The organism is Bacillus stratosphericus (assembly GCF_020524495.1).
GTDB lineage: Bacteria > Bacillota > Bacilli > Bacillales > Bacillaceae > Bacillus > Bacillus stratosphericus_B.
Genome location: NZ_JAIVLB010000009.1, coordinates 44171 through 58632, shown reverse-complemented (window position 1 = coordinate 58632; position 14462 = coordinate 44171). Strand labels below are relative to the sequence as shown.

Genomic DNA, 14462 nt, shown 5'->3' with positions numbered 1-14462 from the left:
TCACCCAAGGGCATTCTAATAAGAAATGCTAGCAGCAATTGAAGAGGGAGTGACAGTTGTGTCAGAAGAAAAAATCTACGATACGATCATCATCGGAGCGGGTCCTGCCGGAATGACAGCCGCTGTTTATACATCACGGGGAAATCTTTCAACACTGATGATTGAAAGAGGAATTCCAGGCGGACAAATGGCGAATACGGAAGATGTCGAGAACTATCCTGGCTTTGAAAGCATCCTAGGGCCGGAACTTTCAAATAAAATGTTTGAGCATGCGAAGAAGTTCGGTGCGGAGTATGCGTATGGTGATATTAAAGAAATTGTTGACGGTGAAGAATACAAAATCGTCAAAGCCGGTGCAAAAGAATACAAAGGCCGCTCTGTCATTATTGCGGCAGGGGCTGAATACAAAAAAATCGGTGCACCAGGTGAAAAAGAACTTGGCGGACGCGGCGTTTCTTACTGTGCAGTGTGTGATGGTGCCTTCTTTAAAAACAAAGAGCTTGTGGTCGTTGGCGGCGGAGACTCTGCGGTAGAAGAAGGTGTCTACCTCACACGCTTTGCTTCAAAGGTAACGATTGTCCATAGACGTGATAAACTCCGTGCCCAGAGCATCTTACAAGCACGTGCCTTTGAAAATGAAAAAATCAACTTCATGTGGAACAAAACCGTTAAACAGATCAATGAAGAAAACGGGAAAGTCGGTAGTGTGACATTAATTGATACTGTGACAGGTGAAGAAGAAGATTTCAAAACAGACGGCGTCTTTATCTACATTGGTATGCTGCCACTGTCTAAACCATTTGAAAATCTAGGGATTACAAATGAAGAAGGCTATATCGAGACAAACGAAAGAATGGAAACAAGAGTTGAAGGCATTTTCGCAGCTGGCGACATTCGGGAAAAAACACTTCGCCAAATTGTCACAGCAACAGGTGACGGAAGCATTGCAGCACAGAGCGCACAACATTATGTAGAAGAGCTTGCTGAAAAGCTAAAAGCAATGAAATAAACAGATGTCTTAAATCCTTAATATAGCGTCACGGGCTTTTAACTGGAATGTAACACGGGTGAAACAATTATCCGTTATGATATAACTAGTAATTGACCCCCTTTTATAAGGAATACATGTGTGGCACGGATGTGAATCCGTGCCTTTTTTTGCTTAAAATCAGAAATTCACGAGATGTTCACAAATGATGCATGGTAAACCGTTAGATGTTGTAAAATTAAAGAATAGAGAAACGGGACGTCACATGATTCAGATGAAACCCTGTCCGTTTTCAGTGAACAACGGGCATGTTCATTGTGGGAGTTAGTATGAACCTGTATAATAAGAAAAAGACATAAAAGAGTAGGTGACAGCTGATGCAACGAGTAACCAATTGTGTGCTGCATCACGAAGATCAAGTTCTCTTGCTACAAAAGCCAAGACGCGGCTGGTGGGTAGCACCTGGTGGAAAAATGGAAAGCGGGGAATCGGTTAAGGATTCAGTCATTCGAGAGTATAGAGAAGAAACAGGCATTTATCTTTTAAATCCGCAGCTAAAAGGTGTTTTTACTTTTATCATAAAAGAAGGGGATCAAATCATCCAAGAGTGGATGATGTTCACCTTTATGGCAGATTCCTTTACGGGGAAAAACGTGTCAGAGTCGGAGGAAGGCATTTTAAAATGGCATGACGTAAAGGATGTGCCTAGTTTGCCAATTGCTCCTGGAGATTCCCATATTCTTGATTTCATGCTAAAAGGGAAAGGACTTCTCCACGGCACTTTTACGTATACACCAGATTTTGAGCTGATTTCTTATCGGTTAGATCCTCAAGGAGACTAATAAATCAACCGTTTTCATAAAGAAGGAGAGGGAGCAGGCATGAATACGTACAAACAAGATGATATTCAGCTTGTGATTATTACAGGGATGTCAGGTGCGGGGAAAACCGTTGCCATTCAAAGCTTTGAAGACTTAGGCTATTTCTGTGTGGATAACTTACCACCATCACTTTTACCGAAGTTTCTGGAGCTCATGAAGGAATCAAATTCAAAGATGAGCAAGGTTGCCCTTGTGATGGATTTGCGCGGACGCGAATTCTTTGATAGCTTAATTGCTGCCTTAGATGAAATGAGTGATATCGGCTGGATCACACCAAGGATTCTATTTTTAGATTCAAACGATAAGGTGCTTGTCTCAAGATACAAAGAAACGAGACGTTCGCATCCCCTTGCGACAACAGGTCTCCCGCTCGAAGGGATTGCAATGGAGCGTGAGCTGTTAGAGGAGTTGAAAGGCCGATCTCAAATGATTTTTGATACATCGGACCTGAAGCCAAAACAGCTTCGAGAAAAGATTGTCACACACTTTGCGACCAATCAAGGGCAAGTGTTTACAGTGAACGTGATGTCATTTGGCTTTAAATACGGTTTGCCAATTGATGCTGATCTTGTTTTTGACGTGAGATTCTTACCGAATCCTTACTATATTGAGAGCATGCGTCCACAGACTGGAAATGATGAAGAAGTGCGCTCCTATGTAATGAAGTGGAGTGAAACGCAAAAATTCACGGAGAAATTAATTGATCTTCTCAGCTTTATGCTTCCATCCTATAAACGAGAAGGAAAAAGTCAGCTTGTCATTGCCATTGGCTGTACGGGCGGCCAGCATCGATCAGTGACGCTAGCCAATTATTTAGCGGAGTATTTTAAAAACGATTACTACACACATGTCACTCACCGGGACATTGAAAAGAGAAGCCGAAAATAGATGACGACACTACCAAAGGTTGTCATTCTTGGTGGAGGCACTGGCTTATCTGTTTTACTGAGAGGGCTAAAAACAAAACCAGTGGACATTACCGCCATTGTGACGGTTGCTGATGATGGAGGCAGCTCAGGCAGACTGCGCCATGATTTGAATATCCCGCCTCCCGGTGATATTCGAAATGTGCTCGCGGCCCTTTCTGATGTTGAGCCGCTTGTGGAAGATTTATTTCAGCACCGTTTTAACAAAGGGAATGACTTAACAGGCCACTCTCTCGGCAATCTCATTCTTGCGGCTATGACAAATGTAACCGGTGATTTTTTTCATGCCGTCACAGAAATGAGCAAGGTCTTAAATGTGAGAGGAAAAGTATTGCCAGCAGCGAATTCAAGTGTTGTACTTCATGCAGAATTAGAAAACGGGCAAGTGGTCACAGGAGAATCGAAAATCCCAACCTATGGTGAAAGGATTAAACGAGTCTTCCTCACACCAAATACCATTAAACCGCTCCCAGAATCCATTCAAGTCATTCGTGAGGCTGATTTGATCGTCATTGGTCCTGGCAGCTTGTACACGAGTATTTTGCCCAATTTGCTTGTACCGCATATTGGAGAAGAAGTCATTTGCTCAAAGGCGAAAAAAGTATATATTTGCAATGTCATGACGCAGCCAGGGGAAACGCTTTTCTATAGCGCAGCTGATCATGTGCAGGCATTAAACCATCATATGAACCAGTCATTTATTGACACCATTTTTGTCAACAATAAAGAAATTCCAGAAGAAATCAAAGCAAGATATGCAGAAGAACAGGCACAGCCTGTACAATTCGACACAGATGTACTCAAAGCAATGGGACTGGAAGTCATTCCTGGAGAAATCATTACATATGACCAGAATGTGATACGTCACGACACACTGAAAGTAGCCTCACTGCTCGTCGATCTGCTGCATCAGAAAAAATAGGAATGGGGGTGGCAAGGATGTCATTTGCATCAGAAACAAAAAAAGAGTTGACTAATCTGGACGTGAAGGACTGCTGCACAAAAGCAGAGCTTTCTGCCCTCATCCGTATGAACGGTTCTTTATCTTTCTCTAATCGGAAATTGATTTTAGATATACAGACAGAGAACGCAGCTATTGCAAGACGTATTTATACCCTTTTGAAAAAGAAGTATGATGTGACAGTCGAGCTGCTCGTCCGTAAAAAAATGAGGTTAAAAAAGAATAATGTGTATATTGTCAGACTGGTAGAACGAGCGAAAACCATTTTAGAGGATTTGAAAATATTAGGCGGACAATTTGTATTTGAGCGTAATATTTCAGAAGAGCTTGTGAAGAAAAGATGCTGCAAGCGCTCCTATATGAGAGGGGCCTTTTTAGCAGGAGGTTCTGTCAATAATCCAGAAACATCCTCCTATCACCTTGAGATTTTTTCACTATATAAAGAACATAATGATGCCCTTTGTGAGCTAATGAATCAATTCCATCTTAACAGTAAAACACTTGAGCGCAAAAAAGGGTATATTACGTACATGAAAGAAGCTGAAAAAATTACGGAATTTCTCAGTGTCGTGGGTGCTCATAACTCATTGCTTCGCTTTGAAGACGTGAGAATCGTCCGTGATATGAGGAATTCGGTTAACCGTCTTGTCAATTGTGAAACAGCAAACTTGAATAAAACAATCGGTGCCTCACTGCGTCAGGTCGAGAACATTCAATTCATTGATGAAAAAATTGGACTGGATGCCCTGCCGGATAAGCTGCGTGAAATTGCTAAACTGCGAATTGACTATCAAGAAGTCACGCTAAAGGAACTTGGCGAAATGGTGGAAAGCGGGAAGATCAGCAAATCAGGCATTAACCACCGCTTAAGAAAACTAGACCAAATTGCAGAACAATTACGAAATGGACAAGCTGTTACACTCAAATAGGGAAATCAAAAAAGGAGGCAGATGATATGGTGGAAAAAACGGTCACAATTCAGTTGAAAACAGGTTTGCAGGCACGACCGGCTGCTTTGTTCGTTCAAGAAGCCAATCGCTTTGGTGCGGATATTTTTTTAGAGAAAGATGGGAAAAAGGTCAATGCGAAGAGTATTATGGGGCTTATGAGTCTTGCGATCAGCTCTGGGGTCACCGTCACACTGCTAGCAAATGGCGCGGATGAACAGGAAGCCATGGATGCGTTAACAGATTTTATCAATCAAGAAAACTGAGTCTCTTCAAGGGCTCAGTTTTTTAGGAGAGAATGTTGATTCTTCAATCAGCCTTTTTACAGAAGATCGGCTTTGATAAATTGCCCGCTTTATTAAGAAAAATGGCGCAGAGGGAATATTAGCTCTTATTGTTCCTAATAGCTATTTGAATGATGACTTTTTCACTGGAATGATAAAAGAAGCGAATGAGTCATTTAATTTTCTTTGTCAGTTTACGCTCCAGATGGGTATTCATTTAGAATTACCGATAAAGAGACTGGTAGTAACTTTTTATCTCCAATCGTTTAAAGCATCATATGGAAAACTCATGATTGTTGGGCTTCAATCACATCGAAAGCTTTTGCATCGTACGGGTCTTTTTCATCACATCGGAAAGCAGCATTTCTTTGAACGAACCGATGATATTTCGCCACAGCACCTATAAGCTTTTTGCCTGCTCTTTCTCACCAGAAAAACGCTGTGTAAGTTTCTGTTGATGAGAGGAAAAGACCTCTTCTAATGACACATCATAGAGATCAGCTAAAACGAGTAAATTCCCTAACACATCTCCCATCTCTTCAATGAGTTCCTTTTTTAACTGAGATGCCTCTTGTATTTGCTCATCAGGCCGATCGCGCCCAATTTCTACTGCTCTGACGGCACGAGCGAGTTCTCCCGTTTCTTCCATGAGGAAGCCTAATCGGATAAACGGCCCGTATTCTGTCCATTTTCTCATTTCGTAAAAATCCTTGATCCACTTTTCCATCTCAGTTATTTGCATATTTTCGTACAGCTCCTTATATGGTGTTCATCTATTAATTCTACACTATATATAGACAAAGTGGCTGTTTTTTTACAATCATCTATAGTAGAATGAGTGGGTGAAAAAATCATAGAGAGAGATGGAGCTGTTTTGATGAAAACGATTTGTGTGTTTGCTGGTTCAAATCCAGGTGTGAATGACATATACAAACAAAAGGCTGTCGAGCTGGGCGCTTATATGGCAGAGCAGGGAATCCGTCTTGTATACGGCGGCTCACGAATTGGATTAATGGGAGTCATTGCGGATGAGGTATTGAAAAATGGCGGGCATGTGATCGGCGTCATGCCAAAAGGGCTTTTTAGAGGAGAGGTTGTTCATCAAGAGCTATCAGAATTAATAGAAGTAAAAGGGATGCATGAACGAAAAGCGAAAATGAGCAAGCTGGCCGATGGATTTATTGCCATGCCAGGTGGTTTTGGTACATATGAAGAATTATTTGAGGTGCTTTGCTGGTCACAAATCGGAATTCACCAAAAGCCAATCGGATTGTATCAAGTGAATGACTATTTCAAGCCGCTCCTTGATATGGTGACATTCAGTGTACAGGAAGGCTTTTCAAATGAATCACACCTTCAATTATTGAATGCTTCCGGAGAGCCGGAAGCATTAATTTCACAGATGGCTTCTTATCAAACACCTTCTCTTCAGCAGAAATGGACGGAGCTGTCTTAAAGCATTTGAACAACAAAAAACCGTCTGTTCAAAGAAACAGACGGTTGGTTCTGTGACTATTTTTGGTCTTCTGTATTACGGGTCAAGACTTTGTCAATGAGTCCATATTTAAGTGCTTCTTCCGCTGTTTTGAAGTTGTCACGATCTGTATCGCGCTCAATGACTTCAATTGGTTGACCAGTACGTTCAGCAAGTACTTGGTTCAGTTTATCGCGTAAAGAAAGGATTCGTTTTGCCGCAATTTCAATTTCTGTTGCTTGACCTTGGGCACCGCCTAGTGGTTGGTGAATCATGACTTCACTGTTTGGAAGGGCATAACGCTTACCTTTTTCACCAGCAGCAAGCAGGAACGCACCCATTGATGCAGCCATACCAATACAAATAGTTGATACCTTTGGTTTAATAAATTGCATCGTATCGTAAATGGCCATACCAGCTGTGATAGAACCGCCAGGGCTGTTAATGTAGATAGAAATATCTTTTTCTGGATCTTCGGCTTCTAAGAAAAGAAGCTGTGACACGATGGAGTTGGCAACATTGTCATCAATCGCAGAACCAAGCATGATGATACGGTCTTTTAAAAGACGAGAATAAATGTCGTAAGCTCTTTCCCCACGATTTGTTTGTTCAATGACTGTAGGTATTAAATTCATAATGTTCCTCCTTCACCTTTTAGGTAGTATGTAATTCAATGATACATTTTTGGTCAATAAAGGTCAAACAAAATGCTGACCTAAAATCAAATACCCTTATCCATTTTTCCCAAAATCATTCCACTTAAAACCATCATATGAGTATATGTATCTGAAAGAAGAAAATACATCATCACGACTGATGATTAATCATTGCTTTTTTGCAACATTTCCCTTATAATTTGTTATGCTGACGTTCAAAAAACATATCGTGCGCTCGTAGCTCAGTTGGATAGAGCGGTGGTTTCCGGTACCACGTCTGCCGGGGGTTCGAATCCCTCCGAGCGCGTCCTAACGTTTAACGCCCGTTATATCAACGTTTTCCAACGGTCCGTTAATGCCACGATCAGGGAAGAAAAGGACATTCGTTTTTATCCGATTTCGTGTCTTTGCGGACAACCTAGACCGATTCTCTACGAAGCTTTGCGGAATAATTTCCGGGAGGCTTTTTATTATGGCGATCACAAGAAGACGGAAAGGGAATAGGCGCAACGGAAGTAGCGATCGGATTCGTTCATCATTCACGACAATACAAGACGCATTAGATGCGGTTATAACCGTAATGACTGCGCAGAACTTTAGAGAAAGAACCATCAGAGACTACACTTGAACTACGATGCCAATTACGTTGGTACCGAAGATCTTTTTTATACCTATATTACAATAATGATTAAACTCATGTCTTTTCAGGCTTGACAAAAAATAACCAATCTTTTATCGTATACGTAACAAACGATGGAAGGGTGACCCAATGCAATGAAGTACTAATCCTATGACCTGTAAGCAAAATGAAAGAACGAAGGCAGTAAGAAACGACATGTGTTGCCATGTTTGCTGCGTTTTCATTTTTTAGCTTCGGAATAGGATGGTACAGCTTGGGAATCAAGGAATGAGGTGATTGATACGGGGAATTTGTGTTCATTTGATGAAAGGCATGTCATTCTGTATCAATACGCTTATTTTTGTACACCAATTTGCCTCCTATTCTGAGAATGGGAGGCTTTTTCATGTCTTCTGATATGAAAGGGGAGGATGGGATGTTAATGAAAGCCAATCAGTTAAAGGTGTTTCGAAAGGATCGGGTGTTATTTGATATAGAGGAGATTGCCATCCATCAAGGCGATCGCATTGGACTTGTGGGGACAAATGGCAGTGGAAAAACCACTTTATTGCATGTGCTGGCTCGTCAAGAAAAACCTGACAGTGGAACTTTTGCTGCCACAACGACCTGTACGCTGCTTCCTCAGCTGAAAAAAGCAGATGGCAGAAAGAGTGGTGGAGAGATAACCCAGACATATATTGAAAGAGCTCTAAGTCGTCCGTCTGCCCTTTTATTAGCAGATGAACCGACGACACATTTAGATACAGAGCACATTGAATGGCTAGAACGAAAGTTACGCGATTACCAAGGTGCCCTCATTGTCGTTTCACATGATCGCACTTTTTTAGATGCGGTATGTACAGACATTTGGGAGCTAGATGATGGGATGCTCAAACAATACAAAGGCAACTACACGCATTTTGCACAGCAAAAAGAACTGGCGCATCGTCAGCAAGTGGAAGCGTACGAGGCTTATACACAAAAGAAAAAACAGTTAGAGAATGCGCTGAAAAAGAAAATGAAAAAAGCCGACAAAGCCACAAAGACATCCCAAAAACTGAAATCCTCAGGACCTAGAATTGCGAAACCTTACTACGCAAACAAGCAAAAAAAGCTTCAAAAAACAGCCAAATCCATTGAAACAAGAATGGAGAAATTAGAAAAGGTCGAGAAAGTAAAGGACATACAGCCCATTCAAATGACTCAGAATACGATGAAGGAAGTGGCAAGCCGGACCATCTTACGGGTCCATAATGTAGATGGAATAGTTGGTGATCAAATTCTTTGGAAGCAGGCGAATGTTGAAGTGAGTGGCGGAGACAAAGTTGCCATCATCGGGAAGAATGGGAGCGGCAAAACGACATTTCTCCAAATGCTTGTGAACGGACATCCCGATATCTCTCGTTCAGAAGCTGTCAAGATAGGCTATTTCAGTCAGGATCTTTTAGGACTGAAGCTAGATGAATCGATCTTACACAATGCGCTTGAACAGGCTATTCAAGATGAGACGGTGATTCGAACGGTTTTAGCGAGACTTGGATTTAGAGAAGATGATGTGTATAAACCAGTTGGTGTGTTAAGCGGGGGAGAACGGGTAAAGACTTTGCTTGCGAAACTACTCGTCAGTGATGCTAATGTCCTGATGCTTGATGAACCGACGAACTTTTTAGATCTTGCGGCAGTAGAAGCGCTTGAAGGACTTTTAAAAGATTACCCAGGTACCGTTGTGTTTGTCTCCCATGATCGGAGGCTCATTAAGCAAGTCGCCACTCGTATTCTGCATGTTCACGAAGGAACCATTGAACGGTTTGATGGCACATATGAAGAGTATAACCAAAAGGAAAAAAAGCAAGCTGTGACAAAGAGGGAAGAGGAGATTTTGTTAATTGATATGCAGTTGTCTGAAGTGATCAGCCGCTTAAGTATAGAGCCATCTCAGGAGCTGGAAGAGACATTTCAAGCATTATTGAAAAAAAAGAAGTCGTTAGAGGCATAAAAGAAGCCCCTGTGTTTAATGCACAGGGGTTGGTTCGTTTCGTTCTTTTTTCAATTGTTCAAGTTCACTGACTGTGACAAGCTGGTAGCCTTGTTTGGTGAGCTCATGTATGATCTTCACTGCTGCTCGAGCTGAGCTGTCATAGATATCGTGCATTAATACCGTTCTGCCATCTGCTGCATGTGAGAGAACAAGGCTTGTGATCTGCTCGCTGTTACGAATTTTCCAATCCTCAGGATCAATATCCCATAAAGAAACGTTCATCCCAACCGCTTGATTGATTTCTTGATTTGTTCCTCCATATGGCGGTCTAAATTGCGAAGGTGTATAACCGCTGGCTTTCTCAATCAGCTGCTGCGTATCCTTTACCTGTTTCACCGCTTGCTTAAGAGGAAGTCTTGTTAATAAAGGATGGTTGTATGTATGATTTCCGATCTCATTCCCGCCTTTTAAAATATCGGCAAGCATCCAGGGATAATATTGCACCCTGCTGCCTAATACGAAAAAGGTGGCATGGCCTTTATTTTGCTTAAGCGCATCTAAAATTTTTGAGGTTGTCTCTGGATTCGGGCCGTCATCAAATGTGAGTGCAATGGATTTTTTGTTCGGATCTAGCTCTGATTTTTGCGGCAGATCGACGGCTTTTCTTTTTGGTTTTGGTTCTTTGATTTCATTCTGATTTTTTGTCTTATTCATATATTCTGGCTTCAGTATGTCTTTCAGCAACGTCTTTTTGATCGCCAGCGTTTGCGGGCCAAGATCCTCTGCGGCCACCTGAGATGCTGGGAAATAAAACTCTACATAATTCTCTTTCAAGGCAAATTGACTGAAGTTTTGAGTAGTAGGGGCTGTTCCTTTCTGAAGGAGAGATTGATCCTTAGATAAGGTTTTATCCTTTTGAAGCTCTGTGTATGTAATATAGGATAATTGCTTTAAATAATTCGTTTTTGGCTGAAATAAATCTTCTGTGTCCAGAAAGGCTTTTTTCTGAAAATCATAATTGATCGTTACACTATGGGTGGTCCCTTTTTGCTGACCTGTATAGGTATAGGTCGTAAAGTGAATGGCAGCGGATTGTTTAGCATAATGCACCATGTCATAATCAATATTCAGTTCAAAGCGCTTGTTTTGATCAATATCCTTTGCTTCACTGAATGTCTTTTTGAAATGCTCTAATGCTGAATTTACATAGCTTTGGATCTTGTCATCTAGCTTTTTTTGATGAAAAAGAGGATAGTTGACTGCATATCTCATAAATTTCCCGTCATTTACGAGGGTGACAATTTCGACGTTTTTATAATTTGTATCCTGCTTCACATTTTTCTTCTTTGTACCGCTTGCTTGCTGATTTTGAAAGAAAGCAACTGCTCCAATGACGATAGCAAGCGCAAATAGCATCATACTCCATTTTCCCTTTACTGACACAACTTTCATTTCTCCTCTCATATGACGGGTCATTATTTATCCGTTTGACATCTCTTTGTAATATCTTTATAACATTTGACTTGCTTTTGTAATTTTAGGTGATTTTCATAGGGGATGTCAACTATTTTCCAAACTATCATCAATAATGATAGGTCGTTTTTTCCAAAAAAGCAGGAGAAAAGAAACATCGCCTCTAGTATCCTCAGTCTTACATTATTTTTCAGGGGCTGACAGCTATCATTTTGATATTATATTCTCATTTTCAAATTGACTTTTAATGAAGTAAAGAATGAAACCAATTTTGCAGGATAAGCGAACACCTCAACCAAAACGTGTAATTTGTATGAAGCGCCCGATGAGTCCTATTTTATACGAGGATATAGGACTGACACCTGCAGATGGTGTAAAAAAGCTGGATAGCAAAAGGCCTTTTGAAGTAATTTCTCAGAGGTGCTTCCTGAATTTGATGCAGATGCTATTTTTGTCGTCGTCAACCTGATGATAAAGCGCAGCGGTATTCAAACAGTTAGAACAGACACCAATCTGGAAAGGACTAAAGCCGTGAAGAAAAACCAAGTAATCCGATTGTAGATCAGCCATAGCTCGATTACTCACAGCACTAGGCAATAAAATGGCAATGGATGTAGCAAAAAAATGTTTTCAAAAATAAAAACACACGATCAAGGCATCATTTCTGACATAGGAATGATGTCTCTTTTTTTAATTCTTTCTTCTATTCATTCGCTTATTGCATACATATGAGAGGGAACGAGCAGTACAGTTCTGCGTGAAGGGAAAGGGAGGGTCTACAGTTGAAAGTTCAAAAAATTAGTGCAGGTACGATCACAAGGCTTGTGTTGCTTTTATTGGCGCTTGTTAACAGTGCTCTAACCGCTGCCGGGAAAAGCCCAATTCCCATTGATAAAGAAGGCGTTCAGCAATTCATTACATTAGCCTTTCTTGGGATTACATCGCTATGGGCCTATTGGAAAAACAATGATATTACGAAAAAAGCACGAACAAAAAAAGAAGAATAAGAGAAAACAGAGCCTTTTGATGATAAAAGGCTCTATTTCATCGAGGCGTCATCTGACGCCTCTCCCCGCAAATTGGTCCTTCCTGAAAGGCTTACGCCCGCTGTTCTCCCATATTGGTAAGAAACGCTTTTACTTCCTCAATGGTTAAGCCAATAGCCTTCGCTTCACTCATGAGATGCTTCCACTCTGACAGATTTGAATCAGTCAGCTTTCTATGGGTGACATGTAGTGTCTTTTCTTCCTGCTCCTTTTTAAAGGTTTGAAGTAGCTGATACAGCTCTTCTTTTGGCATGCCACATTGGACGGCATTAACTACATGTTCCCGCCATTCCTGTTCACCCTCAGAGTAATGAAATATCATCGTCTCTGCATCAAACAGCTCTTGTAAATCAATTTCTAGTGAAGAGGTTACCTTTTTTAAAAACTGGACAGATGGATTTCGGTGGACACCACGCTCAATTTTACTCAAATAGGACTTAGAGACATGGGCCTCTTCAGCCAGTTGATGAATCGAGTATCCTTTCCTCTTTCGGTAAATACGTATCACCTTTCCTATCATTCGATATATGATCTCCCTTCTCCCTGAAGAATAGTTCTGCGACCTTTTCGTTCATTATAAAAAATAAATTGTTCTTTATAAAATTCAAAAACATAAGAAACAGGAAGTAAACAAAAGAAAACGAACGATTTCGTTCTTTAAAAAGAACTACAAGACCTATTATGACATTTTTCTTTGCGGGTATTATCTTTTATAATCCAATCATTAACAAAAAGAAACCATATATAACCTTTTAATGATGAAATGGGGAGGATCTATGAATGAGAATATAGGTTTTAAGCAGCTGTTTTCTGTCGTTAAAGAGAAAATGGCCCTTCTGATCCTGATTGTCCTGATCGTAACGGGCATTTCAGCCTACTATCAGTTCTATGTCTCAACTCCTGTATATCAGGCAACCACTCAAATTCTTGTTCATAAACGAAGCAATGACGCACAAGCGAATTTAAACGATATTCAGATGAACCTTCAATATACACGTACCTTTCAAGTCCTGTTGAAAAGTCCCATTGTCATTGAAAAAGTAAAGGAAAAGCTACATCTCACAGAATCGGCTGAAGGATTAAAACACAAAATTGCCACTAGTACAGAAAATGAGTCTGAGGTCATAAATATTACTGTACAAGATGAAGACCGTGCGAAAGCAGTCGCGATCGCTAATACGGCAACAGAGGTGCTGCAAGAAGAAATCAAAAAAACCATGAATATGGATCGTATTAACGTTTTGTCTGAAGCCAAGCTGTCAAACACGATTCTCATGAATTCAAGGAAATTCGTTCACATCGTTATGGCACTAGGCGCCTCTTTATTAGGAAGCCTTACACTCATTTTCTTAATGAATCTACTCGATGATACTGTAAAACGAACACATCAAATAAGAGAAGAGATCGGGCTGCCGTCGCTCGGCAGTGTCTATCAGATGCAAGCAGACAGGAGGGCAAAAAAAGACAAGCATTCCGTCATAACGGGAGGACAGAACATTGATCTTTAAGAGGAATAAACGAGAAAAGAGAGACTTATCCTGTATTTCTGTATTAAATCCTCACTCTGTCATTGCGGAACAATTCCGTACGATCCGAACCAACATCGAATTCACATCCATCCAAACAAGATTGAAGTCGATTTTGGTCACATCCTCCTTACCGAAGGAAGGGAAATCATTTACGGCTGCAAATCTAGCAGCTGTTTTTGCACAGCAAAAAAAGCGGGTGCTGCTCATGGATGCTGATTTACGAAAACCGGCGGTTCATGAATACTTTGACCTGAGTCATCACACTGGTTTAACCAATGTGCTATTAAATAATTGCAGCTTGGAGGAAGCCATTTTACCTACACCGATTGAGCATTTAGAACTGCTTCCGAGCGGGACCATTCCGCCGAATCCAGCTGAGCTGCTCTCTTCTTCTGTTATGAAGCAGCTTTTTTATGATATTGAACAGCAATATGACATGGTGATTGTTGATTCCACACCGCTACTGCCTGTTGCAGATGCAAAAATACTAGCGAACCGAACAGATGGTAGCATTCTCGTTGTTTTAAGTGGCAAAACAAAAATTGCCGCCGTGAAGAAGTCAAAAGAAGTATTAGAAGGAACAACAGGCAAACTGCTTGGAGCTATGCTAAATGGAAAGAAAGAAAAAAAGGGCAGGTTGTATATGTATTAAATAGACTGATAGGTGATGTCTCCTAATCTTTAACAACGGAGGTACTCG

The 14462-nt window shown here is 40.9% G+C and carries 15 protein-coding genes, 1 tRNA gene and 2 pseudogenes; 14 read left to right on the top strand and 4 right to left on the bottom strand.

Annotation, left to right across the window (positions count from 1 at the left end; genetic code table 11):
- Positions 1-58: 58 nt before the first annotated feature.
- The 7 genes and pseudogenes from trxB to LC033_RS05320 form a co-directional block, all read left to right on the top strand.
- Positions 59-1009, top strand: coding sequence for a thioredoxin-disulfide reductase (gene trxB, locus LC033_RS05350; protein ID WP_226567222.1), 951 nt, complete (start codon positions 59-61; stop codon positions 1007-1009).
- Between the two features lie 356 nt (positions 1010-1365).
- On the top strand, positions 1366-1830 hold the full coding sequence (locus LC033_RS05345; protein WP_226567221.1) for an 8-oxo-dGTP diphosphatase: 465 nt from the start codon (positions 1366-1368) through the stop codon (positions 1828-1830).
- Between the two features lie 39 nt (positions 1831-1869).
- Positions 1870-2757, top strand: coding sequence for an RNase adapter RapZ (gene rapZ / locus LC033_RS05340; protein ID WP_226567220.1), 888 nt, complete (start codon positions 1870-1872; stop codon positions 2755-2757).
- Positions 2758-3717 (top strand): gluconeogenesis morphogenetic factor MgfK, encoded by a 960-nt coding sequence (gene mgfK, locus LC033_RS05335; RefSeq protein WP_226567219.1) that lies wholly within the window; start codon positions 2758-2760, stop codon positions 3715-3717. It begins immediately after the preceding gene.
- Between the two features lie 17 nt (positions 3718-3734).
- Entirely contained in the window at positions 3735-4685 is a 951-nt protein-coding gene (gene whiA, locus LC033_RS05330; RefSeq protein WP_226567218.1) for a DNA-binding protein WhiA, read from the top strand.
- Between the two features lie 26 nt (positions 4686-4711).
- Positions 4712-4969: an HPr family phosphocarrier protein gene (locus LC033_RS05325; protein WP_226567217.1), complete on the top strand. Its 258-nt coding sequence runs from the start codon at positions 4712-4714 to the stop codon at positions 4967-4969.
- 272 nt (positions 4970-5241) lie between these two features.
- Positions 5242-5393: pseudogene (locus LC033_RS05320) on the top strand (hypothetical protein); the annotation flags it as partial.
- Here LC033_RS05320 and LC033_RS05315 read toward each other — a convergent pair.
- Complete coding sequence (locus LC033_RS05315) at positions 5388-5729, bottom strand: MazG nucleotide pyrophosphohydrolase domain-containing protein (RefSeq protein WP_226567216.1); 342 nt, start codon at positions 5727-5729, stop codon at positions 5388-5390. The pseudogene LC033_RS05320 and the gene LC033_RS05315 sit on opposite strands and share 6 nt — an antisense overlap.
- Positions 5730-5864: 135 nt before the next feature.
- On the opposite strand from LC033_RS05315, the gene LC033_RS05310 reads away from it, so the two are divergent.
- On the top strand, positions 5865-6443 hold the full coding sequence (locus LC033_RS05310) for an LOG family protein (RefSeq protein WP_226567215.1): 579 nt from the start codon (positions 5865-5867) through the stop codon (positions 6441-6443).
- A 56-nt stretch (positions 6444-6499) separates the two neighbouring features.
- On the opposite strand, the gene clpP is transcribed toward LC033_RS05310, so the two are convergent.
- Positions 6500-7096, bottom strand: a complete 597-nt coding sequence (gene clpP / locus LC033_RS05305; protein WP_226567214.1) for an ATP-dependent Clp endopeptidase proteolytic subunit ClpP — start codon at positions 7094-7096, stop codon at positions 6500-6502.
- Positions 7097-7348: 252 nt separating this feature from the next.
- Between clpP and LC033_RS05300 the strand changes: the two genes are divergently transcribed.
- Positions 7349-7424 (top strand) — tRNA-Arg (locus tag LC033_RS05300).
- Positions 7425-8172: 748 nt separating this feature from the next.
- A complete protein-coding gene (abc-f, locus tag LC033_RS05295; RefSeq protein ID WP_226567263.1) occupies positions 8173-9732 on the top strand; it encodes a ribosomal protection-like ABC-F family protein in 1560 nt (519 codons plus the stop codon).
- A gap of 15 nt (positions 9733-9747) precedes the next feature.
- Here the strand turns inward: abc-f and LC033_RS05290 are convergent, their stop codons facing one another.
- Positions 9748-11157, bottom strand: a complete 1410-nt coding sequence (locus LC033_RS05290) for a polysaccharide deacetylase family protein (RefSeq protein ID WP_312887857.1) — start codon at positions 11155-11157, stop codon at positions 9748-9750.
- A 316-nt stretch (positions 11158-11473) separates the two neighbouring features.
- Between LC033_RS05290 and LC033_RS17195 the strand changes: the two are divergent.
- Together LC033_RS17195 and LC033_RS05285 are read left to right on the top strand one after the other, a co-directional pair.
- Positions 11474-11827, top strand: a pseudogene (locus LC033_RS17195) (TroA family protein); the annotation flags it as partial.
- Between the two features lie 142 nt (positions 11828-11969).
- Positions 11970-12194 carry a phage holin gene (locus LC033_RS05285; RefSeq protein WP_226567212.1) on the top strand — a complete coding sequence of 75 codons (225 nt, stop codon included), beginning with the start codon at positions 11970-11972 and terminating at the stop codon, positions 12192-12194.
- A 91-nt stretch (positions 12195-12285) separates the two neighbouring features.
- Here LC033_RS05285 and slrR read toward each other — a convergent pair whose 3' ends face one another.
- Positions 12286-12753, bottom strand: a complete 468-nt coding sequence (gene slrR / locus LC033_RS05280; RefSeq protein WP_226567211.1) for an HTH-type transcriptional regulator SlrR — start codon at positions 12751-12753, stop codon at positions 12286-12288.
- Positions 12754-13009: 256 nt separating this feature from the next.
- Between slrR and LC033_RS05275 the strand changes: the two genes are divergently transcribed.
- Both LC033_RS05275 and LC033_RS05270 read left to right on the top strand, forming a co-directional pair.
- The gene (locus tag LC033_RS05275) at positions 13010-13741 is read left to right on the top strand and encodes a YveK family protein (protein ID WP_226567210.1); all 732 of its coding nucleotides are present in this window, start codon (positions 13010-13012) and stop codon (positions 13739-13741) included.
- Positions 13731-14414, top strand: a complete 684-nt coding sequence (locus LC033_RS05270; protein ID WP_226567209.1) for a CpsD/CapB family tyrosine-protein kinase — start codon at positions 13731-13733, stop codon at positions 14412-14414. The genes LC033_RS05275 and LC033_RS05270 overlap by 11 nt, the downstream gene beginning before the upstream one ends.
- Positions 14415-14462 lie beyond the last annotated feature (48 nt).